At 59.8% G+C, this 24,811-nt stretch carries 27 protein-coding genes and 1 riboswitch; of the genes, 21 read left to right on the plus strand and 6 right to left on the minus strand.

Annotated elements, in window-relative coordinates; genetic code table 11:
- The first annotated feature begins 209 nt into the window (after positions 1-209).
- The 3 genes from hda to ATI02_RS03005 all read left to right on the plus strand — a co-directional run bounded on the left by hda (position 210) and on the right by ATI02_RS03005 (position 2,497).
- Complete coding sequence (gene hda / locus ATI02_RS02995) at positions 210-914, plus strand: DnaA regulatory inactivator Hda (protein WP_003223042.1); 705 nt, start codon at positions 210-212, stop codon at positions 912-914.
- A gap of 214 nt (positions 915-1,128) precedes the next feature.
- Entirely contained in the window at positions 1,129-1,743 is a 615-nt protein-coding gene (locus tag ATI02_RS03000) for a C40 family peptidase (protein WP_095191707.1), read from the plus strand.
- A gap of 217 nt (positions 1,744-1,960) precedes the next feature.
- Positions 1,961-2,497, plus strand: coding sequence for a C40 family peptidase (locus tag ATI02_RS03005; protein WP_095191706.1), 537 nt, complete (start codon positions 1,961-1,963; stop codon positions 2,495-2,497).
- A 133-nt stretch (positions 2,498-2,630) separates the two neighbouring features.
- On the opposite strand, the gene ATI02_RS03010 is transcribed toward ATI02_RS03005, so the two are convergent.
- Complete coding sequence (locus ATI02_RS03010; protein ID WP_100845384.1) at positions 2,631-3,944, minus strand: PQQ-dependent sugar dehydrogenase; 1,314 nt, start codon at positions 3,942-3,944, stop codon at positions 2,631-2,633.
- Between the two features lie 66 nt (positions 3,945-4,010).
- Complete coding sequence (locus ATI02_RS03015) at positions 4,011-4,595, minus strand: hypothetical protein (protein ID WP_095191704.1); 585 nt, start codon at positions 4,593-4,595, stop codon at positions 4,011-4,013.
- A gap of 153 nt (positions 4,596-4,748) precedes the next feature.
- Positions 4,749-4,978, plus strand: a riboswitch (cobalamin riboswitch).
- Between the two features lie 81 nt (positions 4,979-5,059).
- Here ATI02_RS03015 and cobO point away from each other — a divergent pair.
- From cobO to ATI02_RS03085, 15 genes are all read left to right on the plus strand, one after another.
- Positions 5,060-5,671, plus strand: coding sequence for a cob(I)yrinic acid a,c-diamide adenosyltransferase (cobO, locus tag ATI02_RS03020; RefSeq protein WP_095191703.1), 612 nt, complete (start codon positions 5,060-5,062; stop codon positions 5,669-5,671).
- Complete coding sequence (locus ATI02_RS03025) at positions 5,668-7,068, plus strand: cobyrinic acid a,c-diamide synthase CobB (RefSeq protein ID WP_100845385.1); 1,401 nt, start codon at positions 5,668-5,670, stop codon at positions 7,066-7,068. The genes cobO and ATI02_RS03025 overlap by 4 nt, the downstream gene beginning before the upstream one ends.
- Positions 7,065-7,715 carry a 5,6-dimethylbenzimidazole synthase gene (gene bluB / locus ATI02_RS03030; RefSeq protein WP_100845386.1) on the plus strand — a complete coding sequence of 217 codons (651 nt, stop codon included), beginning with the start codon at positions 7,065-7,067 and terminating at the stop codon, positions 7,713-7,715. The genes ATI02_RS03025 and bluB overlap by 4 nt, the downstream gene beginning before the upstream one ends.
- A complete protein-coding gene (gene cbiB / locus ATI02_RS03035) occupies positions 7,712-8,620 on the plus strand; it encodes an adenosylcobinamide-phosphate synthase CbiB (protein WP_100845387.1) in 909 nt (302 codons plus the stop codon). Before bluB ends, cbiB begins: the two co-directional genes overlap by 4 nt.
- On the plus strand, positions 8,613-9,605 hold the full coding sequence (cobD, locus tag ATI02_RS03040; RefSeq protein ID WP_100845388.1) for a threonine-phosphate decarboxylase CobD: 993 nt from the start codon (positions 8,613-8,615) through the stop codon (positions 9,603-9,605). The genes cbiB and cobD overlap by 8 nt, the downstream gene beginning before the upstream one ends.
- The gene (locus ATI02_RS03045; protein WP_100845389.1) at positions 9,602-11,053 is read left to right on the plus strand and encodes a cobyric acid synthase; all 1,452 of its coding nucleotides are present in this window, start codon (positions 9,602-9,604) and stop codon (positions 11,051-11,053) included. The genes cobD and ATI02_RS03045 overlap by 4 nt, the downstream gene beginning before the upstream one ends.
- 121 nt (positions 11,054-11,174) lie before the next feature.
- Positions 11,175-11,696 carry a bifunctional adenosylcobinamide kinase/adenosylcobinamide-phosphate guanylyltransferase gene (gene cobU, locus ATI02_RS03050; RefSeq protein ID WP_095191697.1) on the plus strand — a complete coding sequence of 174 codons (522 nt, stop codon included), beginning with the start codon at positions 11,175-11,177 and terminating at the stop codon, positions 11,694-11,696.
- Positions 11,693-12,748 carry a nicotinate-nucleotide--dimethylbenzimidazole phosphoribosyltransferase gene (gene cobT / locus ATI02_RS03055; protein ID WP_100845390.1) on the plus strand — a complete coding sequence of 352 codons (1,056 nt, stop codon included), beginning with the start codon at positions 11,693-11,695 and terminating at the stop codon, positions 12,746-12,748. Before cobU ends, cobT begins: the two co-directional genes overlap by 4 nt.
- Positions 12,745-13,320 carry an alpha-ribazole phosphatase family protein gene (gene cobC, locus ATI02_RS03060; RefSeq protein WP_095191695.1) on the plus strand — a complete coding sequence of 192 codons (576 nt, stop codon included), beginning with the start codon at positions 12,745-12,747 and terminating at the stop codon, positions 13,318-13,320. Before cobT ends, cobC begins: the two co-directional genes overlap by 4 nt.
- Before the next feature lies 1 nt (position 13,321).
- The gene (locus ATI02_RS03065; protein WP_100845391.1) at positions 13,322-14,053 is read left to right on the plus strand and encodes an adenosylcobinamide-GDP ribazoletransferase; all 732 of its coding nucleotides are present in this window, start codon (positions 13,322-13,324) and stop codon (positions 14,051-14,053) included.
- A gap of 172 nt (positions 14,054-14,225) precedes the next feature.
- The gene (locus tag ATI02_RS03070; RefSeq protein WP_095191693.1) at positions 14,226-14,630 is read left to right on the plus strand and encodes a MarR family winged helix-turn-helix transcriptional regulator; all 405 of its coding nucleotides are present in this window, start codon (positions 14,226-14,228) and stop codon (positions 14,628-14,630) included.
- Between the two features lie 52 nt (positions 14,631-14,682).
- Positions 14,683-15,891: an MFS transporter gene (locus tag ATI02_RS03075; protein WP_095191692.1), complete on the plus strand. Its 1,209-nt coding sequence runs from the start codon at positions 14,683-14,685 to the stop codon at positions 15,889-15,891.
- Positions 15,888-16,010, plus strand: coding sequence for a hypothetical protein (locus ATI02_RS33065; RefSeq protein WP_256587114.1), 123 nt, complete (start codon positions 15,888-15,890; stop codon positions 16,008-16,010). Before ATI02_RS03075 ends, ATI02_RS33065 begins: the two co-directional genes overlap by 4 nt.
- Positions 16,011-16,064: 54 nt before the next feature.
- Entirely contained in the window at positions 16,065-16,625 is a 561-nt protein-coding gene (locus ATI02_RS03080; RefSeq protein WP_095191691.1) for a glutathione peroxidase, read from the plus strand.
- A 143-nt stretch (positions 16,626-16,768) separates the two neighbouring features.
- Positions 16,769-17,809 carry an IS110 family RNA-guided transposase gene (locus tag ATI02_RS03085; protein ID WP_100848419.1) on the plus strand — a complete coding sequence of 347 codons (1,041 nt, stop codon included), beginning with the start codon at positions 16,769-16,771 and terminating at the stop codon, positions 17,807-17,809.
- Between the two features lie 388 nt (positions 17,810-18,197).
- Here ATI02_RS03085 and ATI02_RS32550 read toward each other — a convergent pair whose 3' ends face one another.
- Positions 18,198-18,419, minus strand: a complete 222-nt coding sequence (locus ATI02_RS32550) for a hypothetical protein (protein ID WP_238156214.1) — start codon at positions 18,417-18,419, stop codon at positions 18,198-18,200.
- On the opposite strand from ATI02_RS32550, the gene ATI02_RS03090 reads away from it, so the two are divergent.
- On the plus strand, positions 18,342-19,493 hold the full coding sequence (locus tag ATI02_RS03090; RefSeq protein WP_238156162.1) for an ISL3 family transposase: 1,152 nt from the start codon (positions 18,342-18,344) through the stop codon (positions 19,491-19,493). The genes ATI02_RS32550 and ATI02_RS03090 overlap by 78 nt on opposite strands.
- Before the next feature lie 80 nt (positions 19,494-19,573).
- Here the strand turns inward: ATI02_RS03090 and ATI02_RS03095 are convergent, their stop codons facing one another.
- The 3 genes from ATI02_RS03095 to ATI02_RS03105 all read right to left on the minus strand — a co-directional run bounded on the left by ATI02_RS03095 (position 19,574) and on the right by ATI02_RS03105 (position 21,976).
- Positions 19,574-20,845, minus strand: coding sequence for an OmpP1/FadL family transporter (locus ATI02_RS03095; protein ID WP_100845392.1), 1,272 nt, complete (start codon positions 20,843-20,845; stop codon positions 19,574-19,576).
- 146 nt (positions 20,846-20,991) lie between these two features.
- The gene (locus ATI02_RS03100) at positions 20,992-21,474 is read right to left on the minus strand and encodes a hypothetical protein (protein WP_100845393.1); all 483 of its coding nucleotides are present in this window, start codon (positions 21,472-21,474) and stop codon (positions 20,992-20,994) included.
- Positions 21,475-21,751: 277 nt separating this feature from the next.
- Complete coding sequence (locus ATI02_RS03105; protein ID WP_064586664.1) at positions 21,752-21,976, minus strand: hypothetical protein; 225 nt, start codon at positions 21,974-21,976, stop codon at positions 21,752-21,754.
- A 963-nt stretch (positions 21,977-22,939) separates the two neighbouring features.
- Here ATI02_RS03105 and ATI02_RS03115 point away from each other — a divergent pair.
- Together ATI02_RS03115 and ATI02_RS03120 are read left to right on the plus strand one after the other, a co-directional pair.
- A complete protein-coding gene (locus tag ATI02_RS03115; RefSeq protein WP_100845394.1) occupies positions 22,940-23,263 on the plus strand; it encodes an SEL1-like repeat protein in 324 nt (107 codons plus the stop codon).
- A gap of 175 nt (positions 23,264-23,438) precedes the next feature.
- Complete coding sequence (locus ATI02_RS03120; RefSeq protein WP_167394905.1) at positions 23,439-24,803, plus strand: DNA recombination protein RmuC; 1,365 nt, start codon at positions 23,439-23,441, stop codon at positions 24,801-24,803.
- Positions 24,804-24,811 lie beyond the last annotated feature (8 nt).

Raw genomic sequence — 24,811 nt, forward strand, 5'->3', positions numbered from 1 at the left:
GTCAGCCCGGCGGATAGCCGGGTTGGCCCGTGTTTTGCGGGCGATGCTGGCAGGGCCGCGTCAGAGAAACTGTCATAAAACCAGTGTGTTAACGCAAACCTTTGATTTTGCTTGGACTCTGTCGCATTGTGCGCTCAGCTTCACGGGTATAAACTTCGCAAACTTTACACAGAGGCCACTAACGGTTCCTTGAGAACTGTTCAGTCAGCATGAAACCGATTCAGCTGCCCCTAGGTGTGCGTCTGCGTGACGACGCCACCTTCATCAACTACTACCCAGGCGCCAATGCCGCTGCACTCGGCTATGTCGAGCGCCTATGCGAAGCCGACGCCGGCTGGACAGAAAGCCTGATCTACCTGTGGGGCAAACACGGTGTAGGGCGTACGCATCTGTTGCAGGCAGCTTGCCTGCGATTCGAGCAGATGGGCGAACCGGCGGTGTACCTGCCACTGGCCGAGTTGATGGATCGCGGTATTGAAATTCTCGATAACCTTGAACAGTACGAACTGGTTTGCCTGGATGACTTGCAGGTGATTGCCGGCAAGGCTGACTGGGAAGAGGCGATGTTTCATCTGTTCAACCGTCTGCGTGACAGCGGTCGGCGCCTGCTGATTGCTGCTTCTACTTCACCGCGTGAACTGCCGGTCAAACTGGCGGACTTGAAATCGCGCCTGACGCTGGCGCTGATCTTCCAGATGCGCCCACTCTCCGACGAAGACAAACTACGCGCCCTGCAATTGCGCGCATCGCGTCGTGGCCTGCATCTGACTGATGAGGTCGGGCATTTCATTTTGACCCGCGGGACCCGCAGCATGAGTGCCCTGTTTGATCTGCTGGAACAGCTCGATCAGGCTTCTCTGCAGGCTCAACGCAAGCTGACAATTCCCTTCCTCAAAGAAACGCTGGGCTGGTAAGTCCGGGGCTTTCAGCGGGTCTCGGCATATTTCAGGCGCCAGAAAATCCGCTTTCCTGCACTGGTTGCAGGCCGCGTTTCGATCCAAATGGGCTTAAGCGCTTAGATGTAAACGAGAAACCGGGAAGTCACAAAAAGATCGATTGAATTTGCAAATGAGGTCGATAGCGGGCATAGTCTCGGCTTCTTTACAACTATCAGCCACGGTCGTGCCCATGCTAAAGCGCTTCGCACCCCTCGTGCCTCTCGCACTCGTCACCCTGTTGTACGGTTGTGCTGCTCATTCTCCAGTCCAAGAGCAGCCTCAACAGGTCAAAAATTCTGCCACTGCCCAGTCTTCCGTTATTTACCAGGAAGAGCTGGACACCGAAAAAGAACTGTCGGACTTCAACAAGAAGCCGTACGAGCTTCCGGTGCTGGCCGACAGCATCCTCGAACGCGGCATGTCCCTGATCGGTACCCGTTACCGTTTCGGCGGTACCTCTGAAGCCGGTTTCGATTGCAGCGGTTTCATCGGCTATCTGTTCCGCGAAGAAGCCGGCATGAATCTGCCTCGCTCCACCCGCGAAATGATCAACGTGGATGCGCCACTGGTTGCACGCAGCAACCTCGAGCCTGGCGATCTGCTGTTCTTCGCCACCAATGGTCGTCGCGGTCGTGTCAGTCACGCCGGGATCTACCTGGGCGACAACCAGTTCATCCACTCCAGCAGTCGTCGCAGCGGCGGTGTTCGCATCGACAGCCTGGGTGACAGCTACTGGAGCAAGACCTTCATCGAAGCCAAGCGTGCACTCGCCATGGCGCCGACCGTGGTCACCGCTCGCAAGTAATTCCCCGTTGTCACTGCGTTCGTAGCGACACAACGGTTCTCGGTAACGGAGTAGACGTAGACTTTACAAGGTGAAGTTAAAGTCTTACTTGAAGTTTGCCGCGTAGCCGCTAGAATCCTGAATCTATATTGATGGCAAACCGCCTGCGTGCTAACGCAGGCGGTTTTGTTTTCTGTCCATCCGGCAGAAGCCGCAGCCAGATCAGGAAGTTCTGCTTATGACCATGTCGGCCCGCCTCGCATTGATCTTCTTCGCAGCGCTGCTCAGCGCCTGTGCCAGTCGTACTCCGCCGCCTGCGCCAGTGGTTCGCGCGCCGGTGGTGTTCGGTCCATCCCAAGCCTTTTCTCCTGCTGCTGAAGACGTGCTGTTTCGTGCGCTCGGTCTGGTCGGCACGCCTTATCGCTGGGGCGGCAATACGCCGGATTCGGGATTTGATTGCAGTGGGCTGATCGGCTTTGTTTACCGTGATGCGGCGGGTATTTCTCTGCCGCGCTCCACGCGCGAGCTGATCGTCATGCAGGCGCCGAATGTCGGTAAGGAAGGCTTGCAGACCGGTGACCTGATCTTCTTCGCCACCAATGGTGGTTCGCAGGTCAGTCATGCGGGGATTTACGTCGGGGAGGGGCGCTTCGTGCATGCGCCGGCAACGGGCGGCACGGTGAAGCTGGACAGTCTGTCGAAGGCGTATTGGCAGAAGGCGTATCTGAGTGCGAAGCGGGTGTTGCAGCCTGAGCATCTGGCGCATAACCCATAGTAAAAATCGCAGCAATCCTAATGTGGGAGCGAGCCTGCTCGCGAAAGCGGTGTATCAGTCAACTCAATGGAGGCTGACACTGCGCATTCGCGAGCAGGCTCGCTCCCACAGTTGTTTCAGGTCACATTCAACATCACTTCGTGGCCGAGACTCGCCACACCTTATTGCCGACATCATCCGCCACCAGCAAGCCACCTTGCTGGTCGATCACCACACCGACCGGGCGACCCAGTGCGTTCTCGTCCTTGTCTAGGAAACCGGTCAGCACGTCCACCGGTTGGCCCGTCGGCTTACCAGCCGCGAACGGTACGAAAATTACTTTGTAGCCACTGTGCGGCTTGCGGTTCCACGAGCCATGCTGGCCAATGAATGCGCCTTCCTTGAATTGCGCCGGCAAACTGTTGCCCTCGGCGAAGGTCAGGCCCAATGAGGCGGTGTGCGGGCCGACGGCGTAGTCCGGCGCGATGGCTTTGGCGACCAGGTCCGGGTTCTGCGGCTCGACCCGCACATCGACGTGCTGACCGTAATAGCTGAATGGCCAACCATAGAAGCCGCCATCCTTGACCGAAGTAATGTAGTCCGGCACCAGATCGCTGCCGATCTCGTCACGCTCGTTCACCGCTGTCCACAGCGCGCCACTGGTAGGCTCCCAGGCAAGGCCGTTAGGGTTGCGGATGCCCGAGGCAAAAATCCGATGATTGCCGGTGGCCCGGTCCACTTCCCAGATCGCCGCGCGACCTTGTTCCTGGTCCATGCCGTTTTCGCCGACGTTGCTGTTCGAGCCGACGGTGACGTACAGCTTGCTGCCGTCCTTGCTGGCGATCACGTTTTTCGTCCAGTGATGGTTCAGTGTGCCGCCCGGCAGATCGGTGACCTTGATCGGCTGCGACTTGATTTCGGTTGCGCCGGGCTCGTAATTGAAGCGCAGCAAGCGATCGGTATCGGCGACATACAGATCATTACCGACCAGGGTCATGCCAAACGGCGAATTGAGATTTTGTAGAAACACCGTGCGGGTCTCCGCCACGCCATCGTGGTCGGCGTCGCGCAGCAAGGTGATGCGATTCGGGCTCGGTACGCCGGCGCCGGCCTTGCCCATGACTTTCTTCATCACCCAGCCACGAATACCTTTGCTGTCGTCGGGTTTGGGCGGGGCATTGGTTTCTGCCACCAGCACATCGCCATTGGGCAGCACGTAAAGCCAGCGCGGATGATCGAGGCCTTCGGCAAACGCTGCCACTTGGGTGCCTGCTGCCGCAGTCGGTTTGCCGCCCTCGGGCCAGCCGATCGCCGGGGCGATGTTCACCGTCGGGATCAGGGTTTTGTTCGGTTCGGGCAGTTTCGGTGACGGGCCGGTGCCGTCGGTGACTTGCAGGCTGGAGGATTCACCGCAGGCGGCGAGCCCTCCGGCGAGCGCGATAACGAGAGCGAGCTGGGTCTTGCGCATTGCTGATCTTCCCTATGAATGCATTCTTAATCATAGAGGAGCGCGCAAGCCCGATGGTTCAACTGCTCAACCGCGGGCCTCTTTGAACAGTACGGCGATGCCCGGATGATAGTTGCCGGCTTCGCTGCGCAACTTGCGGTAGGCGTAGGGGAAATACCAGGCGACGGCGCAGGTATGTTCCTTTTGCAGGTCGTCGACCATGTCTTGGAGTTCTTCGGGGCTGGCGCTGTGTTGGGCTTTTTGCGGGGCGACAAACAGGCAGCCAAGCTTGAGGTCGCTGGCGAAGCTGATGCGTTTGGCGTCGCTGGTGATCTCCAGCAGGGCTTGGGTCAGGTTGAGGTTGTTGACTCGCGGCCAGCGTTGCGTGGCCTGAATGTAAGCGCGGTCTTCGGTACCCGCCAGGAACAGATCGGCGCGGGCATTGCGCTCGCCTTCTTCGTTCTGCTTGCGGGTAGCGGTCTGTTCCAGTGTCACCATTTCGGCCATCCAGGCCGCCGCTGAAAGCAAGCCGAGGTTGGCTTTCTCGTCATGCCAGTAGGGCGTGTCGCTGTCGCCGCGCACGGCGTTGTAACGGTCGATACAGTCAAACCAGCGTTCCAGCACCGGGCGTAGAAATTCCAGGCGCGGGTTGCTGATGATCATGCCTTGCATGTGGCTCACCTTGTTCTTGTGTGATGTGAGATTGTGGCTCTTTGATATCACTCTTGAGAGTGTGGCACAAGATTGGCGTCAGATAATTGATCGACGGCAGTTATTCGCCCGATGGACCCCTCTTTAATTGACGCTCAACCCCCAACCCTCTAACCTTCGCGGCTTGTTTCAGGTGCTCTGTGACGTGCGTCGACAGAGTGAAACAGGGAAGCCGGTGAGGGTTGTCTGCAGAGCAGGCACAACCACGATCCCGGCGCTGCCCCCGCAACGGTAAATGAGTGAAAACTGCGCCTTGAGCCACTGCTTCGAAAGAAGCGGGAAGGCGCGCAGTCAGGCGAACGCCGCTCATGAGCCCGGAGACCGGCCTGATCCATCCAGCGGCATCACGGTGGGCGATGCCAGGCTTTTTGCCGTCTATTCTTGTGCCTGCCCGCCGTTATCCAGCCTCAACGGAGAGCTCCCCCATGACTGATTCCCCCGAGCGTGACGAACGCCATCTGGCGCGTATGCAGCGCAAAAAAGCCGTAATCGACGAACGCATCGCCAACTCGCCTGACGAGTGCGGGCTGGTGCTGGTGCTCACCGGTAACGGCAAAGGCAAAAGCAGCTCGGCGTTCGGCATGCTCGCCCGCGCCATGGGCCACGGCATGCAGTGCGGCGTGGTGCAGTTCATCAAGGGCCGCAACAGTACTGGCGAAGAGCTGTTCTTCCGCCGCTTCCCCGAGCAGGTGCGCTTCCATGTGATGGGCGAAGGCTTCACGTGGGAAACCCAGGACCGTCAACGCGACATCGTCGCCGCCGAAGCCGCGTGGGCCGTGTCCCGCGAACTGCTGCGCGACCCGTCGATCGGTCTGGTGGTGCTGGATGAATTGAACATCGCCCTCAAGCACGGTTACCTCGACCTCGATCAGGTGCTCAGCGACTTGCAGGCGCGTCCGCCGATGCAGCATGTGATCGTCACCGGTCGCGGCGCCAAGCCGGAAATGATCGAGATGGGCGACACCGTCACCGAAATGGGCATGCTCAAACACGCCTTCCAGGCCGGCATCAAAGCGCAGAAAGGCGTCGAACTTTGAATCAACCACGTCACTGCCCGGCGGTACTCATCGCCGCGCCGGCCTCCGGTCAGGGCAAGACCACCGTCACCGCCGCGCTGGCCCGTTTGCATCGCAATCAGGGGCGCAAGGTGCGCGTGTTCAAGTGCGGGCCGGACTTTCTCGATCCGATGATTCTCGAGCGCGCCAGCGGTGCGCCGGTTTATCAACTGGACATGTGGATGGTCGGCGAACAGGAAAGCCGTCGCCTCCTGTGGGAAGCCGCCGCTGAAGCCGATCTGATTCTGATCGAAGGCGTGATGGGCCTGTTTGACGGCGCGCCGTCGAGCGCCGATCTGGCGCGGCATTTCGGCGTGCCGGTACTCGGTGTGATCGACGGCACGGCCATGGCGCAGACCTTTGGCGCATTGGCGCTGGGCTTGGCGAAGTATCAGCCGGATCTGCCGTTCGCTGGCGTGTTGGCCAATCGGGTCGGCACTTTGCGTCACGCACAATTGCTCGAAGGCAGCCTCACCGAAGGTTTGCGCTGGTACGGCGCGTTGTCCCGTGAGACCGGCATCGAACTGCCGAGCCGTCATCTTGGTCTGGTTCAGGCCAGTGAACTGAATGACCTCGATATGCGCCTCGACGCGGCTGCCGCAGCGCTTGCCAGCAGTTGCGAGGTAGCGCTGCCACCGGCCGTGGAGTTTGCCGCGCCTGCAGTCATCACCGCAGAGCCCTTATTAAAAGATGTGCGCATCGCCGTCGCCCGCGATGAAGCCTTTGCCTTCACCTATGGCGCGAGCCTCGACTTGCTGCGAGCGATGGGCGCTGAGTTGAGTTTCTTCTCGCCGATTCGCGACACGCAATTTCCTGAGGCGGACAGCCTGTATCTGCCCGGCGGTTACCCGGAATTGCACCATGTGGCGTTATCGCAAAACACCGCGATGCTCGACGCCATCCGTGCGCATCATGCCGCTGGCAAACCGTTGCTCGCTGAATGCGGCGGCATGCTCTATCTGCTCGATTCGTTGACCGATGTTGAAGGCACGCGCGCTGAGCTGGTCGGTTTGCTGGCAGGTGATGCGGTGATGCAAAAACGTCTGGCGGCGCTGGCGCTGCAAGCGGTCGATCTGCCGGAAGGTTCGCTGCGTGGCCACACTTATCACCACTCCCTGACCTCCACTGAATTGACGCCGATTGCCCGGGGCCTGAGCCCCAATGGTGGGCGTGGGGCCGAGGCGGTTTATCGGGAAGGACGGATGACGGCGTCTTATGTGCACTTTTATTTTCCGTCGAATCCGGTGGCTATCGCTGCACTGTTTGCGCCTGACTCCGAAGCCGCCTTCGCGAGCAGGCTCGTTCCCACAGTTGAAACGGTGGTGACTGAAGAAATGCGATCCCTTGTGGGAGCGAGCCTGCTCGCGAAAGGGCCATGACCGACAACGCATTTACCGAAGCCGAGCGCGCAGCGGTCTACAAAGCCATCGCCGAACGCCGCGACATGCGCCACTTCACCGGCGGCACCGTCGCGCCTGAACTGCTGCGCCGGCTGCTCGAAGCCGCGCATCAGGCGCCAAGCGTCGGTCTGATGCAGCCGTGGCGTTTCATCCGCATCAGTGATCGCGCCTTGCGCGGGCAGATTCAGAACCTCGTTGAAGAAGAACGCATCCGCACCGCCGAAGCCCTCGGCGAGCGCAGCGATGAGTTCATGAAACTCAAGGTCGAAGGCATCAACGACTGCGCTGAAGTATTGGTCGCCGCGTTGATGGATGATCGCGAAAAACACATCTTCGGGCGTCGCACGCTACCGGAAATGGACATGGCTTCGCTGTCCTGTGCGATCCAGAACCTGTGGCTGGCGTCGCGTGCTGAAGGTCTGGGCATGGGGTGGGTCTCGCTGTTCGAGCCGCAGGCACTCGCCGACCTGTTGCAACTGCCGGCCGGGGCCAAGCCGCTGGCGGTTTTGTGCCTGGGGCCGGTCAAGGAATTCTATCCGGCGCCGATGCTGGTACTCGAAGGGTGGGCGCAGGCGCGGCCGCTCAATGAGTTGCTGTATGAAAATTATTGGGGAGTGAGTCAATGAGTGTGGCGTTGTTGAGTGTCGCCGCAGTGGCGCTGGATGCGCTGCTGGGTGAACCGAAACGCTGGCATCCGCTGGTGGCGTTCGGCAATTTTGCCGGGCGCATCGAGCAACGTTTCAACGCTGGCGGGCGCGGCTGGCGCAGTCATGGCGTCACCGCGTGGGTGATCGCGGTGCTGCCGCTGACGTTGCTTGCCACCGCGTTTTCCTGGGCGCCCTACGTGGGCTGGATCGTCGAGATTGTCGCGCTGTATTGCGCCCTCGGCATGCGCAGCCTCGGCGAACACGTCGAGCCGGTGGCCAAAGCGTTACGCGCTGATGATCTGGACGAAGCGCGCAAACGTGTCGGTTATCTGGTCAGCCGCCAGACCAGCGAACTCGACAGCACCGCCGTCGCCCGCGCGGCCACCGAATCGGTGCTGGAAAACGGCAGTGACGCGGTGTTCGCCGCGCTGTTCTGGTTTGTCGTGGCTGGCGCACCGGGCGTCGTTCTCTACCGTTTGAGCAACACCCTCGACGCGATGTGGGGTTATCGCAACGAACGCTTCGAGCGTTTCGGCTGGTGCGCGGCAAAAATCGACGACGTCCTCAACTACATTCCCGCACGCCTTGTGGCGTTGACCTACGCGCTGCTGGGAAAAACCCGGCTGGCCCTGAAGTGCTGGCGTACCCAGGCGCCGAAGTGGGACAGCCCCAACGCCGGCCCGGTGATGGCGGCCGGTGCCGGTGCGCTGGGCGTGGAACTGGGCGGCCCGGCGATTTACCACGGCGAACTGCATGAGCGTCCGCAACTCGGCGAAGGCGTTCAGGCCGATGCCGATTCCATTGACCGTGGCTGGCAATTGGTTCAGCGCGGCGTATGGTTATGGCTGCTGATTCTCTGCGTGGGGGCTGAATTCTATGCTTGAGCACGGTGGCCGGCTGCGCAAGGCTGCACTCGATTACGGCATCGCCGAGGCGGACTGGCTGGACCTCTCCAGCGGCCTGGCGCCGTGGCCATTTGCGATCCCGGAAATTCCGCTGCGCGCCTGGGCGCGACTGCCGGAAACCGATGACGGTCTGGAGCAGGCAGCGTGTGATTACTACGGTGCATCGCAAGTGCTGCCGGTGGCCGGTTCGCAAATGGCAATCCAGTTGCTGCCGCGTTTGCGTCGGGCGGGCAAGGTTGGCGTGCTGTCGCCGTGTTACGCCGAGCACGCTGAAGCCTGGCGCCGCAGCGGCTATATCGTGCGCGAAGTGCTGGAGCAGGAAGTCGAGTTCTTTCTCGACAGCCTCGACGTGCTGGTGGTGGTCAATCCGAACAACCCGACCGGCCTGAGCCTGACCCCGGCGCGCCTGCTCGACTGGCATGCACGACTGGCCCAGCGCGGCGGCTGGCTGGTGGTTGATGAAGCGTTCATGGACAACACGCCGCAACTGAGTCTGGCGGCGCATACCCATCAGGTTGGCCTGATTGTGTTGCGCTCGTTCGGCAAATTCTTCGGTCTGGCCGGGGTTCGATTGGGCTTTGTGCTGGCTGAGCGCAAGTTGCTCAGATTGCTCGCTGAACAGGTCGGGCCTTGGGTGGTGAGCGGGCCGACGCGGGTGCTCGGTCAGGCATGTCTGCAAGACTTCGAAGGCCAGGCGCGCCAGCGAATTCGCAGCGATGAAGCGAGCGCGCGGCTGGCGCTTTTGCTTGGGCGCTATGGCTTCAAACCCCAGGGCGGTTGCGCGCTGTTTCAGTGGCTGATCACCGAACACGCGCAAACGCTGCACCAATTCATGGCCCGACGCGGCATCCTCCTGCGCATTTTCACCCACAACAGCAGTCTGCGTTTTGGCCTGCCCGCCAATGCCGCTGAAGAGTCCCGTCTCGAACAAGCGCTGCAAGCTTTCGCCAAGGAACCCCAATGACAACCCTGATGGTGCAAGGCACCACGTCCGACGCCGGGAAAAGCACGCTCGTAACGGCACTGTGTCGTTGGGCAACCCGGCAGGGCGTTGCCGTGGTGCCGTTCAAACCGCAGAACATGGCGCTCAACAGTGCCGTGACGGCTGACGGCGGCGAGATCGGCCGCGCGCAAGCGGTGCAGGCGCAAGCGGCGTTTCTTGAACCGCACACCGACATGAACCCGGTGCTGCTCAAGCCCAATAGCGATACCGGTGCGCAAGTGATCATCCATGGTCGCGCCGTCACCAGCATGAACGCCGTCGCCTATCACGACTACAAAGCCATCGCGATGAAAGCGGTGCTGGCCTCCCACGAACGGCTCAGCGCAGCGTATCCGCTGGTGATGGTCGAGGGCGCAGGCTCGCCAGCGGAGATCAATCTGCGTGCCGGCGACATCGCCAACATGGGCTTCGCCGAAGCGGTGGATTGCCCGGTGCTGTTGATTGCCGACATCAATCGCGGCGGCGTTTTCGCCCACTTGGTCGGCACGCTGGAGTTGCTGTCGCCGAGCGAGCAGGCGCGGGTCAAAGGCTTCATCATCAACCGTTTTCGCGGCGACATCGCCTTGCTGCAACCGGGCCTCGACTGGCTGGAACAGCGCACCGGCAAGCCGGTGGTCGGCGTGTTGCCATACGTCATGGATTTGCACCTAGAGGCTGAGGACGGCATTGATCAGCGTCAGGCCGACAAGGCCGAGCAAGTGCTGAAAGTGGTGGTGCCGGTGCTGCCGCGCATCAGCAACCACACCGATTTCGATCCGCTGCGTCTGCATCCGCAGGTCGATCTGCAATTTGTCGGCCCGGGGCAGGTGATTCCTGCGGCTGACCTGATCATTTTGCCCGGCTCGAAGAGCGTGCGCAGTGACTTGGCCTATCTGCGCGCCAATGGCTGGGACACAGCCATCAGTCGTCATCTGCGTTACGGCGGAAAGTTGCTGGGGATTTGCGGCGGTCTGCAAATGCTTGGTGAGCAGGTGCACGATCCACTGGGTCTGGAAGGCGCACCGGGTTCCAGCGCCGGGCTGGGGTTGCTGGCGTTTACAACGCAGCTCGAAGCCGAAAAGCAATTACGCAACGTGCGTGGACGTCTGGCGCTGGAAGATGCTGAAGTCAGCGGCTATGAAATTCATGCCGGGGTGACCACCGGGCCGGCGCTCGAGAATGCGGCAGTGCATCTGGATGACGGTCGTTGCGACGGTGCGCAGAGTGTTGACGGGCAAGTGTTCGGCACCTATCTGCACGGCCTGTTCGAATCGCCGGCGGCCAGCGCGGCGCTGCTGCGCTGGGCCGGGTTGAGTGATGTGCAGGAGGTGGATTACCACGGCTTGCGCGAGCGCGATATCGAGCGCTTGGCGGATCTGGTGGAGAAGCATCTCGATACTGATTTGTTGCGTCGGCTCTGTGGGATTTGAGTTGCCTGTGCTGGCCTCATCGCGAGCAGGCTCGCTCCCACATGAGAACGCATTCCAGGGTGGGAGCGAGCCTGCTCGCGAAGGGGCCGCCCGCTTCAACACATAACTTTCAGGATGTCCCATGCTCCAACTGATCCTCGGCGGCGCCCGCTCCGGCAAAAGTCGTCTGGCGGAAAAGCTCGCCAGCGACAGCACTCTGGCGGTCACCTACATCGCCACCAGCCAACCGCTGGACGGCGAGATGAACGCGCGCGTCGCCCATCACCGCGCCCGTCGTCCCGCCGAATGGGCGCTGATTGAAGAGCCACTGGAACTGGCCCGCGTCCTGCGTGAAAACGCCAGTGCCGAACGCTGCCTGCTGGTCGATTGCCTGACCCTGTGGCTGACCAATCTGCTGATGCTCGATGACGCCGAGCGTCTCGGCGCCGAACGCGAAGCACTGCTCGACTGCCTGGCGTCACTGCCGGGGGAAATCATTTTTGTCAGCAACGAGACCGGAATGGGTGTCGTGCCGCTGGGCGAATTGACTCGCCGCTATGTCGATGAAGCCGGTTGGCTGCATCAAGCTCTGGCTGAGCGCTGTCAGCGTGTTGTCCTGACTGTCGCCGGCCTGCCCCTGACTCTGAAAGGACCTGCGTTATGACCCAAACCTGGTGGCTGAACCCGTGCAAACCGGTGCACGCCGATATCGTCGAACAAGCAGCGGCGCGGCAACAGCAATTGACCAAACCGGCTGGTTCGCTCGGGCAGCTGGAGTCGGTGGCGGTGCTACTGGCCGGTCTGCAAGGGCAGGTGAAACCGACGCTCGAGCAGGTCTGGATTGCGATCTTTGCCGGTGATCATGGTGTGGTCGCCGAAGGCGTATCGGCCTATCCACAGGAAGTTACCGGGCAGATGTTGCTCAACTTCGTCAGCGGCGGTGCGGCGATCAGCGTGTTGGCGCGTCAGCTCGGTGCGCAACTGGAAGTGGTGGATCTGGGCACGGTGACGCCATCGCTGGACCTGCCGGGCGTGCGTCACCTGAACATCGGCCCGGGCACGGCGAATTTTGCTCAGGGTTCGGCGATGACCCAGGCCCAGGGTGAACTCGCATTGCAGGCCGGTCGCGACAGCGTGTTGCGAGCTAAAGCCGCAGGCGCGCAGTTGTTCATCGGCGGCGAAATGGGCATCGGCAACACCACGGCGGCCAGTGCGCTGGCCTGTGCCTTGCTCGATTGCCCGGTGGCGCACCTGACCGGCCCCGGCACTGGCTTGAATGCCGAAGGTGTCAGCCATAAAGCGCAAGTGATCGAGCGCGCATTGACCTTGCATGCTGCGCAACGGGGTGACGCGTTGCAGACGCTGTTCAACCTCGGCGGTTTCGAGATTGCGGCGCTTGTTGGCGCATATCTGGCCGCTGCACAGGAGGGCGTCGCAGTGCTGGTTGACGGCTTTATCTGCACGGTCGCCGCGCTGGTGGCGGTGCGCTTGAATCCGGCCTGCCGTGAATGGCTGCTGTTCGGTCACCGGGGCGCAGAGCCGGGGCATCGGCATGTGCTGGAAACCCTGAGCGCTGAACCCTTGCTGGAACTCGGCCTGCGTCTGGGCGAGGGCAGTGGTGCGGCGTTGGCGGTGCCATTGCTGCGTCTGGCCTGTGATCTGCACGGGCAGATGGCGACGTTCGCCGAAGCGGCGGTGGCGGATCGTCCGGCATGACCTTGCGTCTGGATCTGCTACGCCACGGTGAAACTGAACTGGGCGGCGGTTTGCGCGGCAGTCTCGACGATGCGCTCACTGAGAAAGGCTGGGCGCAGATGCGCGAAGCCGTGATCGCGGGCGGGCCGTGGGATCGTTTGGTCAGTTCGCCATTGCAGCGTTGCGCGCGGTTTGCCGCTGAGTTGGGCGAGCAATTGAATTTGCCGGTGCAACTGGACAAGGCTCTGCAAGAGTTGCACTTCGGCGCATGGGAAGGGCAGAGCGCTGCGGCGTTGATGGAAACCGACGCCGCGGCGTTGGGGTTGTTCTGGGCTGATCCCTATTCGTTCACACCGCCGCAGGGTGAACCGGTGGGCGATTTTTCCGCCCGGGTATTGGCGGCGGTCGCGCGATTGCACGCGGCGTATGCCGGTGAGCGGGTGTTGCTGATCAGCCATGGCGGTGTGATGCGCTTGTTGTTGGCGCAGGCGCGGGGTTTGCCGCGTGAGCAATTGCTCAATGTCGAAGTCGCTCACGGTTCGTTGTTTTCGCTGACAGTCGAAGCCGACGGCTCGCTCAAGGAAGATCACTGACATGTTGCCGCTGTGGATCGCCCTGCAATTTCTCAGCAGTCTGCCGATTCGTCTGCCGGGGATGCCGGAGCCTGAACAGCTTGGGCGTTCGCTGCTGTTTTATCCGCTGGTGGGGTTGCTGTTTGGCCTGATCCTGTGGGCGCTGAATCTTGTCCTGGCCGGTGCGCCGTTGCTCCTGCACGCAGCGTTATTGCTGACAGTATGGGTGTTGCTCAGCGGCGCGTTGCACCTTGATGGGCTGGCCGACAGTGCCGATGCCTGGCTCGGCGGGTTCGGTGATCGCGAGCGCACGCTGACCATCATGAAAGATCCGCGCAGCGGGCCGATTGCCGTGGTCACGCTGGTGCTGGTGTTGCTGCTCAAGTTTGCGGCGCTGCTGGCATTGATCGAACAGCAGCAGACGATGGCGTTGATCATCGTGCCGCTGCTGGGGCGGGCGGCGCTGCTCGGGTTGTTTCTGACCACACCGTATGTGCGGGCGGGAGGTTTGGGGCAGGCGTTGGCTGATCATTTGCCGCGCAGGGCAGGGTGGTGGGCTCTTGCAGTTAGCGCTTTGGCTTGTGTGGTGATCGCCGGGTTCAAGGCAATCATTGCGCTGCTGGTCGCTGTCGGTGTGTTTGTCTGGTTGCGGCATTTGATGATGCGGCGGTTGGCTGGGACGACCGGGGATACCGCGGGGGCGTTGCTGGAGTTGCTGGAGATGGTGGTGTTGGTAGGATTAGCGTTGGTCTGATAGATATTTGCAGAATATTCTGGCTTCTTCGCGAGCAGGCTCGCTCCCACATGGGAATGCGGTCAATTGTGGGAGCGAGCCTGCTCGCGAAAGCGATGTCTGAGGCGCAAGAATGTCACTGAAAAAACCCATGTAACTTGATTTAACACAGTCGCGGGTATATACACGCATCATGCTTCCTTCTCAGTGTTTGTGCACCAACCTGCGTCGCGCCGCGCGTGGCGTCAGCAGGCATTACGACGGCGCTCTCGATGGCTTCGGGATCAACGTTGCCCAGTATTCCTTGCTGTGCAATCTGCAGCGTCTGGATCAACCGAGCATCTCTGAACTCGCCGAGGCCATGGGTCTGGATCGCAGCACGCTCGGGCGTAATGTGCGCGTGCTCGAAGGCGAAGGGCTGGTGGCGCTGGCCGAGGGCGAAGACATGCGCAACCGCATCGTCAGGCTGACCGAGATCGGTGCTCAGCGTCTTGCAGCAGCCTTGCCAGCGTGGGAAGCGGCGCAGCAGCGGTTGATCGACCGCTTGGGTGCCGAGAAGCGCGAAACCTTGCTCAAACTGCTGGACGAACTGGCTTGATGCCGGTTTGTTGGGGCTCAAGCGGGTATATACCCGCGACCGGAGAATAACAATGACATCGATGTGGCGTACGTGCGGTTGGGTGTTGCTGGGAAGTGCGCTGATCCTGGCGTTGTCATTGGGCGTGCGCCACGGCTTCGGCCTGTTTCTGTCGCCCATGAGCGCGCAGTTCGGCTGGGGGCGTGAAGTGTTCGCCTTCGCCATCGCCTTGCAGAACCTGATCTGGGGCCTGGCCCAGCCATTTACTGGCGCGCTGGCCGACCGTTTCGGCGCGGCGAAAGTGGTGCTGGTCGGGGGCGTGCTCTACGCCGTGGGCCTGGTGTGCATGGGGCTGTCCGATTCGGCGGTGACGTTGTCGCTCAGTGCTGGTTTGCTGATCGGTATCGGTTTGTCTGGCACTTCGTTCTCGGTGATTCTTGGTGTGGTCGGCCGTGCCGTACCGCCGGAAAAACGCAGCATGGGCATGGGCATTGCCAGCGCCGCCGGTTCTTTCGGCCAGTTCGCCATGTTGCCGGGCACGCTGGGGCTGATCGGCTGGCTCGGCTGGTCCGCCGCGCTGCTGGTGTTGGGTTTGTTGGTGGCGCTGATCGTGCCGCTGGTGAGCATGCTCAAGGACAAGCCGCTGCCGGTGCTCGGCCATGAGCAGACATTGTCTGAGGCCCTGCGCGAAGCCTGTTCGCACTCAGGTTTCTGGCTGCTGGCGTTCGGTTTTTTTGTCTGCGGTTTTCAAGTCGTGTTCATCGGCGTGCATCTGCCGGCCTATCTGGTCGATCAACATCTGCCGGCCACGGTCGGCACCACGGTGCTGGCGCTGATCGGCCTGTTCAACATCTTCGGCACCTACACCGCTGGATGGCTGGGTGGACGCATGTCCAAACCACGTCTGCTGACGGCGCTGTATCTGATGCGGGCGGTGGTGATCGTGCTGTTCCTGTGGCTGCCGGTAACGACGACAACCGCATATCTGTTCGGCATGGCCATGGGCTTTTTGTGGTTGTCGACGGTGCCGTTGACCAACGGCACGGTGGCGACCTTGTTTGGCGTGCGCAATCTGTCCATGCTCGGCGGTATCGTGTTCCTGTTTCATCAGCTTGGCTCGTTCCTCGGCGGCTGGCTGGGCGGGGTGGTGTATGACCGTACCGGGAGTTATGACTTGGTCTGGCAAGTGGCGATTCTTCTGAGCCTTTTGGCCGCTGCGTTGAACTGGCCGGTGCGCGAGCGTCCGGTCGCGCGTCTGCAAGCCGCTGCGAGCGCCGCATGAGTCGGCTCTGGCCGCGTATCGTCATTGCCGCACTCGGCGCCGCTTTGCTGGCGTTGGTGTGGTGGGGATGGCATCAGGGCGGTCTGGCGCTGATGCAGTTGGGCATGAGCATTTGCTAGAACGTGGCGTGACGAGTAACGTCGAACTCTGACGACTGCTCAAGGATGTTCGACATGCTGATGCGCTGGTGTGCTGTTCCCGCGTTGCTGATGGCGTTGACCGGTTTGGCTCAAGCGGCTGACTGTCCCGAATTGCTGCAAGGCTCGCTGCCCAAGTTGCGGGCCAAGGAATCCATCGATCTGTGCCAGCAATACGCTGACAAACCATTGGTGGTGGTCAATACCGCGAGTTTCTGTGGTTTTGCCCCGCAGTTCGAAGGCCTTGAGGCACTGCATAAGCGCTTTGAGTCGCAAGGGCTGCAAATGCTCGGTGTGCCGTCCAACGACTTCAAACAGGAATCCAAAGACAGCGCCGAGACCGCCAAGGTCTGTTACGCCAACTACGGCGTGACGTTCACGATGACCGAACCGCAGAAGGTGCGTGGTGATGACGCCACGCATATGTTCCAGGTGTTGGCTGCACAGAGCAGTGCGCCGAAGTGGAATTTCTACAAGTACGTGATTGATCGCCAGGGCAATGTCATCGCCAATTTTTCCAGCCTGACCAAGCCCGATGATCCTGAATTCATCGCCGCGATCGAAAAGGCTATCGCTTCAAAACCCCTGAAGCCCTGACCCCGGATAACCCCTGTAATTGGATGGACTCGCCCAAGCCGAGGCGTCAATGCGCCACGGTGGCAGTCTAAACAGCCATCGACAGCGAGGGCGAGTCCATGAAAAATCATAGTTCGAATGATCAATCCCTGTCTTCTTCCGATTTGTCGGCCTGCACAACTTTGGCGGTAGATCTGGCCAAACAGGTCTTTCAGGTCGCTGGTGAAGATGTCCTCGGCCAGGTGCGCTATGAACAGCGGATCAAGTCGCGTGAGGCGTTTTATGAGTTTCTCCAACAGCTGCCGCCTCATGTCGTGGTTTTGATGGAGACCGGTCCGGGAGCTCAAGCCTGGGCCCGGCAGTTGCAAGACAAAGGTAATCTGGCGCGGATTCTTCCAGCCGGTTTGGTGACCACACACCGCAGTGGGCCTAAAAATGATCGCAACGATGCGCTGGCGATTCTGCGCGCTGGTCGCGATGAAAAAATCTGCGCGGTACCGGTCAAAAGCGTTGCTGCGCTGGCAATGCAAGCGCTGCATCGCGCCCGTCAGGGCTATGTGCGTCGACGCACGGCGGTCAGCAATCAGATGCGCGGCCTGCTGCTCGAGCACGGCGTGGCCTTGGCGCAGGGCGATGTTGCGATCAGTCAGAAGATTCCGCGGGTACTGGAAGATGCGACCCAGCCACTGCCTGGCCTGCTGCGTGAATTGATCGACGAACTGTTGGCTGAGTGGCGCCATTTGGGCGAGCGCATCGGCGTGTTGACGGGCCGCCTGGAAGTGGCCGCTAACGCCGACATGACAGCGAGGCGACTGATGACCGTGCGCGGCATTGGCCCAGTCATTGCCACGGCACTGGTGGCCAAGGAAACCAACCCTGAGCGGTTTCCCAATGCCCGCAAGTTTGCCGCGTACTTTGGCATGGTGCCTGACCAGCACAGCAGCGGGCAGACGGTCCGGCTGGGCGACATGACCAAGCGAGGTGATGTTTATTTACGCAGCTTGATGATCCAGGGAGCCCATTCGGTCCTGCAACAACTGCGACCTGATTCCCTGCAACCCGATGACCGCCGCTTGTTGCGGTGGATGAGCCGACTGGGCCGTAAGGAGGCTGCGATCAGGTTAGCCAACCGCAACCTACGAATCGTCTGGGTGCTTCTACAGAATGACCAGTCTTATCGTCGTCATGCTGGTAATGGTCAGTAAGCGACGATAAGCCACTGAGCGACCGAGTTCTGCCACCGAGGTACTGACTGTCCGACCCTTTGCTGAAAAAAATTGACCCCAGGTAAGACCGGCGTGGATTGATGCCTAAGCTCCTACTGGCCTTCGAGGCCTGACTGTAATCGGCATGCCACGAGCTCTTCCAATTTTGGCCAGAGGCCGAAGACGGCTTCCACGAATAGGCCTAATACATAGATGCAACGGGGCGACAGTTTTCAAAAAACGGGTAGACAGTGGGGGCGAGTCCATACATAGGAGCTGCGGCACGCTGCGATCTTTTGATCTTGTTTTTTAAAGTCAAAAGATCGCAGCCTCGTTTCACTCGACAGCTCCTACAGGTCGCACCGGTTTCAGGCATTAAAAAGGTTCTTCACGGAATCCCGGGAAACACAGAAACAAGAACGCCGATTTGATTGATGATGTTCGTGCGAGCAAACACATCTAACAAACCGGCGTTCTTATGCACGATATTAATACTTTCCTTCCTTTTTGGGAGGGCTTTTCTGTCGTCACGATCAAGCCTGATGGTGATGCCCTCCAGATCGATCTGACACCCCACGCCACCCGATTCCCTTCCTGTGGTGGGTGCCAAAAACCCTGTTCAACCACGCATGAGTATTGCCAGCGAGTCATTCGTGATTTACCCATTCTCGGTCGCGCAGTACGCCTGAGCGTTTTGCTCCGACGCGTTGGTTGCCGCGACTGTGGCAAACGCATGGAGGCCGTCAGTTGGCTGGATCGCTATGCCCGTATGACACGGCGTCTGGCAGAGGCGGTCATTCAAGCCTGTGAACGCCTTCCCACGTTGCACGTAGCGCAGATGTTTGGGCTGCATTGGGAGACCGTTCGGGTGCTGGAGCGTCGAGCCTTGCAAGCAGCATTGAGCGTTTTGCCAAAGGCGCAACCGCGACGCTTGGTGATGGACGAGTTCGCATTATTCAAAGGTCATCGTTATGCCAGCGTTGTTCTGGACGCGGATACGCGACGGGTGCTGTGGATCGGCGAAGGCCGCAGCCGGGCGGCGGTCAGGCCATTTTTCGAAGAGCTGGGGCCAGAGGGGTGCGCCCGAATCGAAGCGGTGGCAATGGACATGAACACCGCTTTTGATCTGGAGGTTCGTCAGCACTGCCCAAAAGCGCGAGTGGTCTACGATCTTTTCCATGTGGTGGCCAAATATGGCCGAGAGGTGATTGATCGGGTTCGCGTCGACGAAGCCAATCGACTGCGTCACGACAAGCCGGCCCGAAAGGTCATCAAGCAAGCGCGTTGGCTGCTCCTGCGCAACCCGCAGAACCTGAAAACACCGGAGCAACAGGTCCGCTTGGAGGATTTGCTGGCGGCCAACCAAGCGTTGATGACGGTCTACTTGATGAAAGCTGAACTCAAAACGCTCTGGACGCCAAGTACCGCCTGGGGCTGGAGATCAGCCTGGAAGCAATGGCTGCGCCACGCTGATGAAAGCGCGATACCGGCTCTGATCCTGTTCGCCAAACGGCTAAAGGGTTACTGGCGGGGAATCGTCAGCCGGGTTCGCTGGCCGATGCACACGGGGCAGTTGGAAGGCATAAACAATCGAATAAAGGTTATCAAACGGATGGCGTACGGTTACCGGGATAGCGAATTCTTTTTCATGAAAATCAAGAGCGTCTTTCCCGGTAATCCGTGAAGAACCATTAAAAAGCCCCGCCTCTGTACACAGAGAGCGGGGCTTTTTAGTGGGCGAGGGGTCAGCCTCGCCATACAGCATCAGAAGCGGTAGGTCGCGCCGACACCGAAACCGTTTGCCGAGTTTTCATACTTGGAATCGTAGGTCTGGCCACGTGCGTTTTCGTTGCGAATGTTGACCGACTCTTCCTTCAGGTACGAGTAAGCAACGTCGATGGTCAGGTCTTCGGTCGGGCTCCAGCCAGCACCGATGCTGAAGATGGTCCGGTCGCCGGTAGGAATGCGTGGCGAGCGGTCGACGTTGTTGGTCGGCGACTGGTCGAAGGTCAGACCGGTACGCAGTACCCATTCCTTGTTCAACTGGTACGAAGTACCCACGGCGTAAGCCCAGGAGTCGTGCCAGTTCTGGTCTTCAGTGATCTCGCCGAACTGGCCGGCCAGCGCCGGTTGAACGCCGGAGTTCTTGACGGTGATCTTCTCCAACTTGCTCCAGCGGGTGAAGGTGGTACCGGCATACACGTTCCAGCGGTCGTTGATCGCCTGGGTGACCGAGAGGTCGACGGACTCAGGCGTGGTGATCTTCAACGAAGCATCGTACTTCTGGCTCGGGTTCAGACCGGCCAAGGCCAGTACACCGTAGTTGACCTTGGTGTTGCCTTCGAGCTTGTAGTCGACTTTCGAGTGGTAAGTCAGACCCACGCGAGTGGAATCGGTTGCCTGTACCAGCAGGCCTACGTTGTAGCCCAGTGCGGTGTCGTCACCCTTGATCTTGACCTTGCCGTCCGGCGCTGCCTGAGTAATCGACAGGTTGGATTCCAGCGAACCGTCGATACGGTTGATGGTCGGGCCGAAACCGATCGACACCTTGTCGTTGAAGGCGTAGCTGACGGTTGGCTGGAAGGTGATGACTTGTACTTCGGACTTGCTGCCGAAGTAGCGGCCGGCAAAGCCGTTTTCGTAGTCGGTAATCAGGCCGAACGGGACGTATACGCCGAGGCCGAATGCCCAGTGATCGTCGATCGGTTTGACGTAGAAGCCCATAGGTACGGAGGTGAAGGGCACCATGTCGCCTTTGTTGCTGCCGCCGTTAGGGCTGGAGCTACCGTCGCTGATATCGGTCTTGGCGTCGAGGAAGGCAACACCGCCAGTCACTTGTTCGCGCTTGAGGCGCGACATGCCGGCAGGGTTGCCATAAACAGTGCTTGCGTCGTCGGCAGAAGAAGATCGCCCGGCGTACCCAGTCCCCATCCCGCTAATGCTGTGTTCGTTGATGGCAAAGCCAGCGGCGAAAATCTGCGTGGATGCCAAGGTAACGGCAAGGCTAAGGGTGGTTTTGAGCATTACTTTTTTCATTATTAGAACTCCTGGTGATCACCGGGGCGAAAATTACCAAGATTTTCGTCCCAGCGCTATAGTCCGTATGCCTTGAGTTAGAGCGGTTTTGTAGGACAATCCGACCAAAATGGCGGCCTGTTGGGCGATGTTGTAAAACCACCGGGTCAGCAAGCGACCTGATTCAGCGGTGAAACACAGGTTTGCCAGGCGCAGGTAAAATCGCGAAGACGACCTTGGGGCTGGAAGGTCTGACGCCAGATGCGCGCCATGCCGAGCAGATCGCCTGGTTCGGGAAGGGCAGGGTTTTGTTCTTCCACCAGCAGCCAGGCGATGGCGGTGGCGTAACGCAGATTGACAGTCAGTTCCAGGTGCGGGCCGCTGAGAAAAGCATGCTGGCTGGCGAGGCCGCGAACCAGGCTGGCACGCTCCGGATCGAGCGCCAGATAGTGATCCCAGAGCGCTTGATGGCGGTGCTCGGCGATGCGGTAGAGGCCGTGGCCTCGGCGGTCATGCAGGGCTGACCCGAGGGCGGACTGGCTGGCGGCGATGCCCAGCAACAGAGATTCGGCAGTTGCGGTGTGGCGTCCCAGATATATCAAAGTAGGACGGATCACATAGCGACACAGTTCGCTGGCAGCGATACCCATAAATCCCTCGGATTTTGTTATTGGGCGGCGATGCCTGAAAGGGGGCCTTGGCAGCGGTGGATCGAATCAGGCTCGCCGGAAGCGGATCACGCCGCTTGAGTTGAAGTGTAGTGTCATATTCGCGACGTAAAGGCCTGTTTTTAAAATATTTCCGGTTGCGAGTTATAACCGTTATATCCGATGGTGCTTACGCACGGAGACTGAAAAGTGAAACATCAGGCAATAAAAAGCCCCGCTTTTTAAGCGAGGCTTTTGCTTTTGCAGCCTTTTCGGCTTTTCAGGCAACCAGTGCCTGACGTGTACGGTCGATCACGGCCTGCAGCGGTTCGGCGCTGGAGTATTGATCGGGGTACAGACGCTCGCTGTGGCGGGCGATTCCGTGTTCATTGACCACCGTGAAGCTGAAGCAGCCTTTGCGAGCGGCCATGATCAGGCAGTTCATTGGTGCAAATGCGTTGGTTAGGGTGCGAATGGCATCCTGAGTATGGATTTGAGTAGACATAGTTATTAGGTGTTCCTACAAATGACACGGATAAGAACCGTGCAACGTTAAAACGTTCCAGTAATGTCGACCACCATTGGTCGAACAAAGAACCCGACTGGAACAAAGCAGCCAGTTTGAAGCGCTGATAAGTTGGCGCGCTTGGGCTGGCAGGTAGGTACTTAGGAGGGCAGGCAACACATCAAGGGCAAAGGTTCTGGGCCCGGGGTGAAGATCCTGATCAATTTGCAGGTTGGTTCGGTCAGAGTAAGTGGTCTTCGCAACACCCTTTGCATTCATTCAAAGGCAGTGTCGTCACAAGATTTACCTGGAAACCATCGAGGGGTCGTTCCCGCTTTCTCGGTGTAAGACTTCTGTGAAGAAGGTTGACCGTGGGGATGTGTTCGACCGGAATTGACTTTCAGCTTGGTACTAACGCCGCGGATAGTATCGGATCGAAATGGGTAAAGCAAACGCTGGATGGAAAAAGATTGAAATCCTTTGCCGATTTTGCTTGGCGATCCGTTTGGTTGTCCCTGATTGGCTCAGATCCCGACCGTCGGTCGGTGAAGCTTTTTTCATGGCGCCGCTTCTCAGTGGGCTTTACCCCAGGCAAATGGCCTAAACGACTCGAAACTGTGCATTCATATAACCGCGTAACAGGTACTTGTGCACATTAGTTGCGCGGGCTGTAACGACACTGTCACATCAATCCTGACCCCGGTGGCTGCCTGTAACGAAAGTTTAAGTCAATGAAAAACATCGCTTTTTTTTGTTGGTGAAAAAATCGTCAGTTTGACTGCGGGCCCCATTCTACAAGGCTTTGCGGGGGTTGGAGGGCGGTTGTCCACTGAGTTATCCACAGCTTCTGTGGATTGTCCCGAGCGCTTGCTCTAGGACGGGCGTGCCGGGTTGTTTTTCGGCTTTACCTGTAAGAAAAAGAGAGTAGAGTGGCGCGCCTTCCGATCTGTCCCACAGTGTTTTATGAAGTTTCGCTCAGTATCAGACTCTGTTACCTCTCAGTCTCCTCATGTTACCCCTCCCAAGCGATTTTCCGTGCGCGTCGCCGAATGGCTGCTCGACAGCCCGTGCCTGAGCGACAGCCATAATGCCAAACACCTTGCCGGCCGCCTGCTCAAGCAACCGGCGCGCGAAGGCGTGATCGTCGCGCAGAGCCGTCTCGGTCAATTGATGTGTCGTGAGTGCGGCAATGCCCGCGATCGCCGCATTGGCCAGGATCTTTTGCGTCAGGCCGCTCGCGCCGGTGATCGTCGCGCGCAGCAGGAACTCGGGCTCATCGAAGACTGAGCTGTCCAAGTTCTGACACCTTGGTTAACCTTCAGGCTTTATCGGATCGGCAGGAGTCGCTATGGCTATGGACTTGACCAGCGTATTGCTCGGTCTCGCAGGCGCTGGGCTGCCGTTATTGGCACTGGCCTGGCAACTGCAGCGCCGGGCGAGCAACGGGCAAGCGCAAGTGGCCTTGATGGAAGAACGTCTGGCCATGGCGCAACTGGCACAGGACGGGCTCAACGCTCAGCTTGATGCCAGCCGCGATGAGATCGCCGATCTCGGCCAGGCCAACGCGGCCAAACAGGCTGAATTGGCGGCGCTGCGTCGCGAAGTCGAGCTACTGCAGATCGAGCGTGACGATGCCCGGGATGCGTCCCACGCCTGGAACCTCGAGCGCGCCAGCAAGGAAGCCGAACTGCGTCGCCTCGACGCTCAGGCGGCCTCGCTCAATGCCGAATTGCGCGAACAGCAGGAAAGCCATCAGCAACGTCTCAACGACCTGCAAGGCTCGCGCGATGAGCTGCGTGCGCAGTTCGCCGAACTGGCAGGCAAGATCTTCGACGAACGCGAGCAGCGCTTCGCCGAGACCAGTCAGCAGCGCCTCGGCCAGTTGCTCGATCCGCTTAAAGAGCGCATCCAGTCCTTCGAAAAACGCGTGGAAGAAAGCTATCAGGCCGAGGCCCGCGAGCGCTTCTCGCTGGCCAAGGAGCTGGAGCGTTTGCAGGCGCTCAACCTGCGCCTGAGCGATGAAGCGACCAACCTGACTCGCGCCCTCAAAGGCCAGAAAACCCAAGGCAACTGGGGCGAACTGATCCTCGAACGCGTGCTGGAGCATGCAGGTCTCGAGAAGGGCCGCGAGTACCAGACGCAGGTCAACCTCAAAGGCCCGGATGGCGAGCGCTTCCAGCCGGACGTAATCATTTACTTGCCGGGCGACAAACAGGTGGTGGTCGACTCCAAGGTCAGCCTCACGGCCTATCAGCAATACGTGGCCGCCGAAGACGATAGCCTCGGGCAGATCGCGATCAAGCAGCACGTGCTGTCGCTGCGCAACCACGTCAAGGGCTTGTCCGGTAAGGATTACAAACGCCTGGAAGGCTTGCACAGCCTGGATTTCGTTTTGCTGTTCGTGCCGATCGAAGCCGCGTTTTCCGCAGCATTGCAGGCTGAGCCGACGCTGTTCCAGGACGCCTTCGATCGCAACATAGTGATCGTCAGCCCGACCACATTGCTGGCGACTCTGCGCGTGATCGACAGCCTGTGGAAGCAGGAACGCCAGAGCCAGAACGCCCGGGAAATCGCCGAGCGCGCCGGGTGGTTGTACGACAAATTCGTGTTGTTCATTCAGGATCTGGACGAGGTCGGCAATCGTCTGCAGCAACTGGACAAAGCCTACAGTTCGGCGCGCAACAAGCTGACAGAAGGGCGCGGCAACCTGGTCAGCCGCAGCGAGCAGCTCAAGCTGCTCGGTGCGCGGGCGAGCAAGAGTTTGCCAGCGGATCTGCTGGAGCGGGCGATGACCGATGTCGATGGCTTGGTCGAATTACCGGAATAACCGCAAAC

The organism is Pseudomonas baetica (genome assembly GCF_002813455.1).
Lineage (GTDB): Bacteria > Pseudomonadota > Gammaproteobacteria > Pseudomonadales > Pseudomonadaceae > Aquipseudomonas > Aquipseudomonas baetica.

Bases quoted from the DNA above. Each gene is read 5' to 3' on its own strand.
- cbiB (WP_100845387.1), top strand. From the start codon at position 7,712: ATGAGTGTGGCGTTGTTGAGTGTCGCCGCAGTGGCGCTGGATGCGCTG.
- ATI02_RS03080 (WP_095191691.1), top strand. From the start codon at position 16,065: ATGCTGATGCGCTGGTGTGCTGTTCCCGCGTTGCTGATGGCGTTGACC.
- cobU (WP_095191697.1), top strand. From the start codon at position 11,175: ATGCTCCAACTGATCCTCGGCGGCGCCCGCTCCGGCAAAAGTCGTCTG.
- cobD (WP_100845388.1), top strand. From the start codon at position 8,613: ATGCTTGAGCACGGTGGCCGGCTGCGCAAGGCTGCACTCGATTACGGC.
- ATI02_RS33065 (WP_256587114.1), top strand. From the start codon at position 15,888: ATGAGTCGGCTCTGGCCGCGTATCGTCATTGCCGCACTCGGCGCCGCT.
- ATI02_RS03015 (WP_095191704.1), bottom strand. From the start codon at position 4,595: ATGCAAGGCATGATCATCAGCAACCCGCGCCTGGAATTTCTACGCCCG.
- cobC (WP_095191695.1), top strand. From the start codon at position 12,745: ATGACCTTGCGTCTGGATCTGCTACGCCACGGTGAAACTGAACTGGGC.
- ATI02_RS03095 (WP_100845392.1), bottom strand. From the start codon at position 20,845: ATGAAAAAAGTAATGCTCAAAACCACCCTTAGCCTTGCCGTTACCTTG.
- cobT (WP_100845390.1), top strand. From the start codon at position 11,693: ATGACCCAAACCTGGTGGCTGAACCCGTGCAAACCGGTGCACGCCGAT.
- ATI02_RS03075 (WP_095191692.1), top strand. From the start codon at position 14,683: ATGACATCGATGTGGCGTACGTGCGGTTGGGTGTTGCTGGGAAGTGCG.
- ATI02_RS03115 (WP_100845394.1), top strand. From the start codon at position 22,940: ATGAAGTTTCGCTCAGTATCAGACTCTGTTACCTCTCAGTCTCCTCAT.
- ATI02_RS03045 (WP_100845389.1), top strand. From the start codon at position 9,602: ATGACAACCCTGATGGTGCAAGGCACCACGTCCGACGCCGGGAAAAGC.
- cobO (WP_095191703.1), top strand. From the start codon at position 5,060: ATGACTGATTCCCCCGAGCGTGACGAACGCCATCTGGCGCGTATGCAG.
- bluB (WP_100845386.1), top strand. From the start codon at position 7,065: ATGACCGACAACGCATTTACCGAAGCCGAGCGCGCAGCGGTCTACAAA.
- ATI02_RS03005 (WP_095191706.1), top strand. From the start codon at position 1,961: ATGACCATGTCGGCCCGCCTCGCATTGATCTTCTTCGCAGCGCTGCTC.
- hda (WP_003223042.1), top strand. From the start codon at position 210: ATGAAACCGATTCAGCTGCCCCTAGGTGTGCGTCTGCGTGACGACGCC.
- ATI02_RS03105 (WP_064586664.1), bottom strand. From the start codon at position 21,976: ATGTCTACTCAAATCCATACTCAGGATGCCATTCGCACCCTAACCAAC.
- ATI02_RS03000 (WP_095191707.1), top strand. From the start codon at position 1,129: ATGCTAAAGCGCTTCGCACCCCTCGTGCCTCTCGCACTCGTCACCCTG.
- ATI02_RS03065 (WP_100845391.1), top strand. From the start codon at position 13,322: ATGTTGCCGCTGTGGATCGCCCTGCAATTTCTCAGCAGTCTGCCGATT.
- ATI02_RS03100 (WP_100845393.1), bottom strand. From the start codon at position 21,474: ATGGGTATCGCTGCCAGCGAACTGTGTCGCTATGTGATCCGTCCTACT.
- ATI02_RS03010 (WP_100845384.1), bottom strand. From the start codon at position 3,944: ATGCGCAAGACCCAGCTCGCTCTCGTTATCGCGCTCGCCGGAGGGCTC.
- ATI02_RS03070 (WP_095191693.1), top strand. From the start codon at position 14,226: ATGCTTCCTTCTCAGTGTTTGTGCACCAACCTGCGTCGCGCCGCGCGT.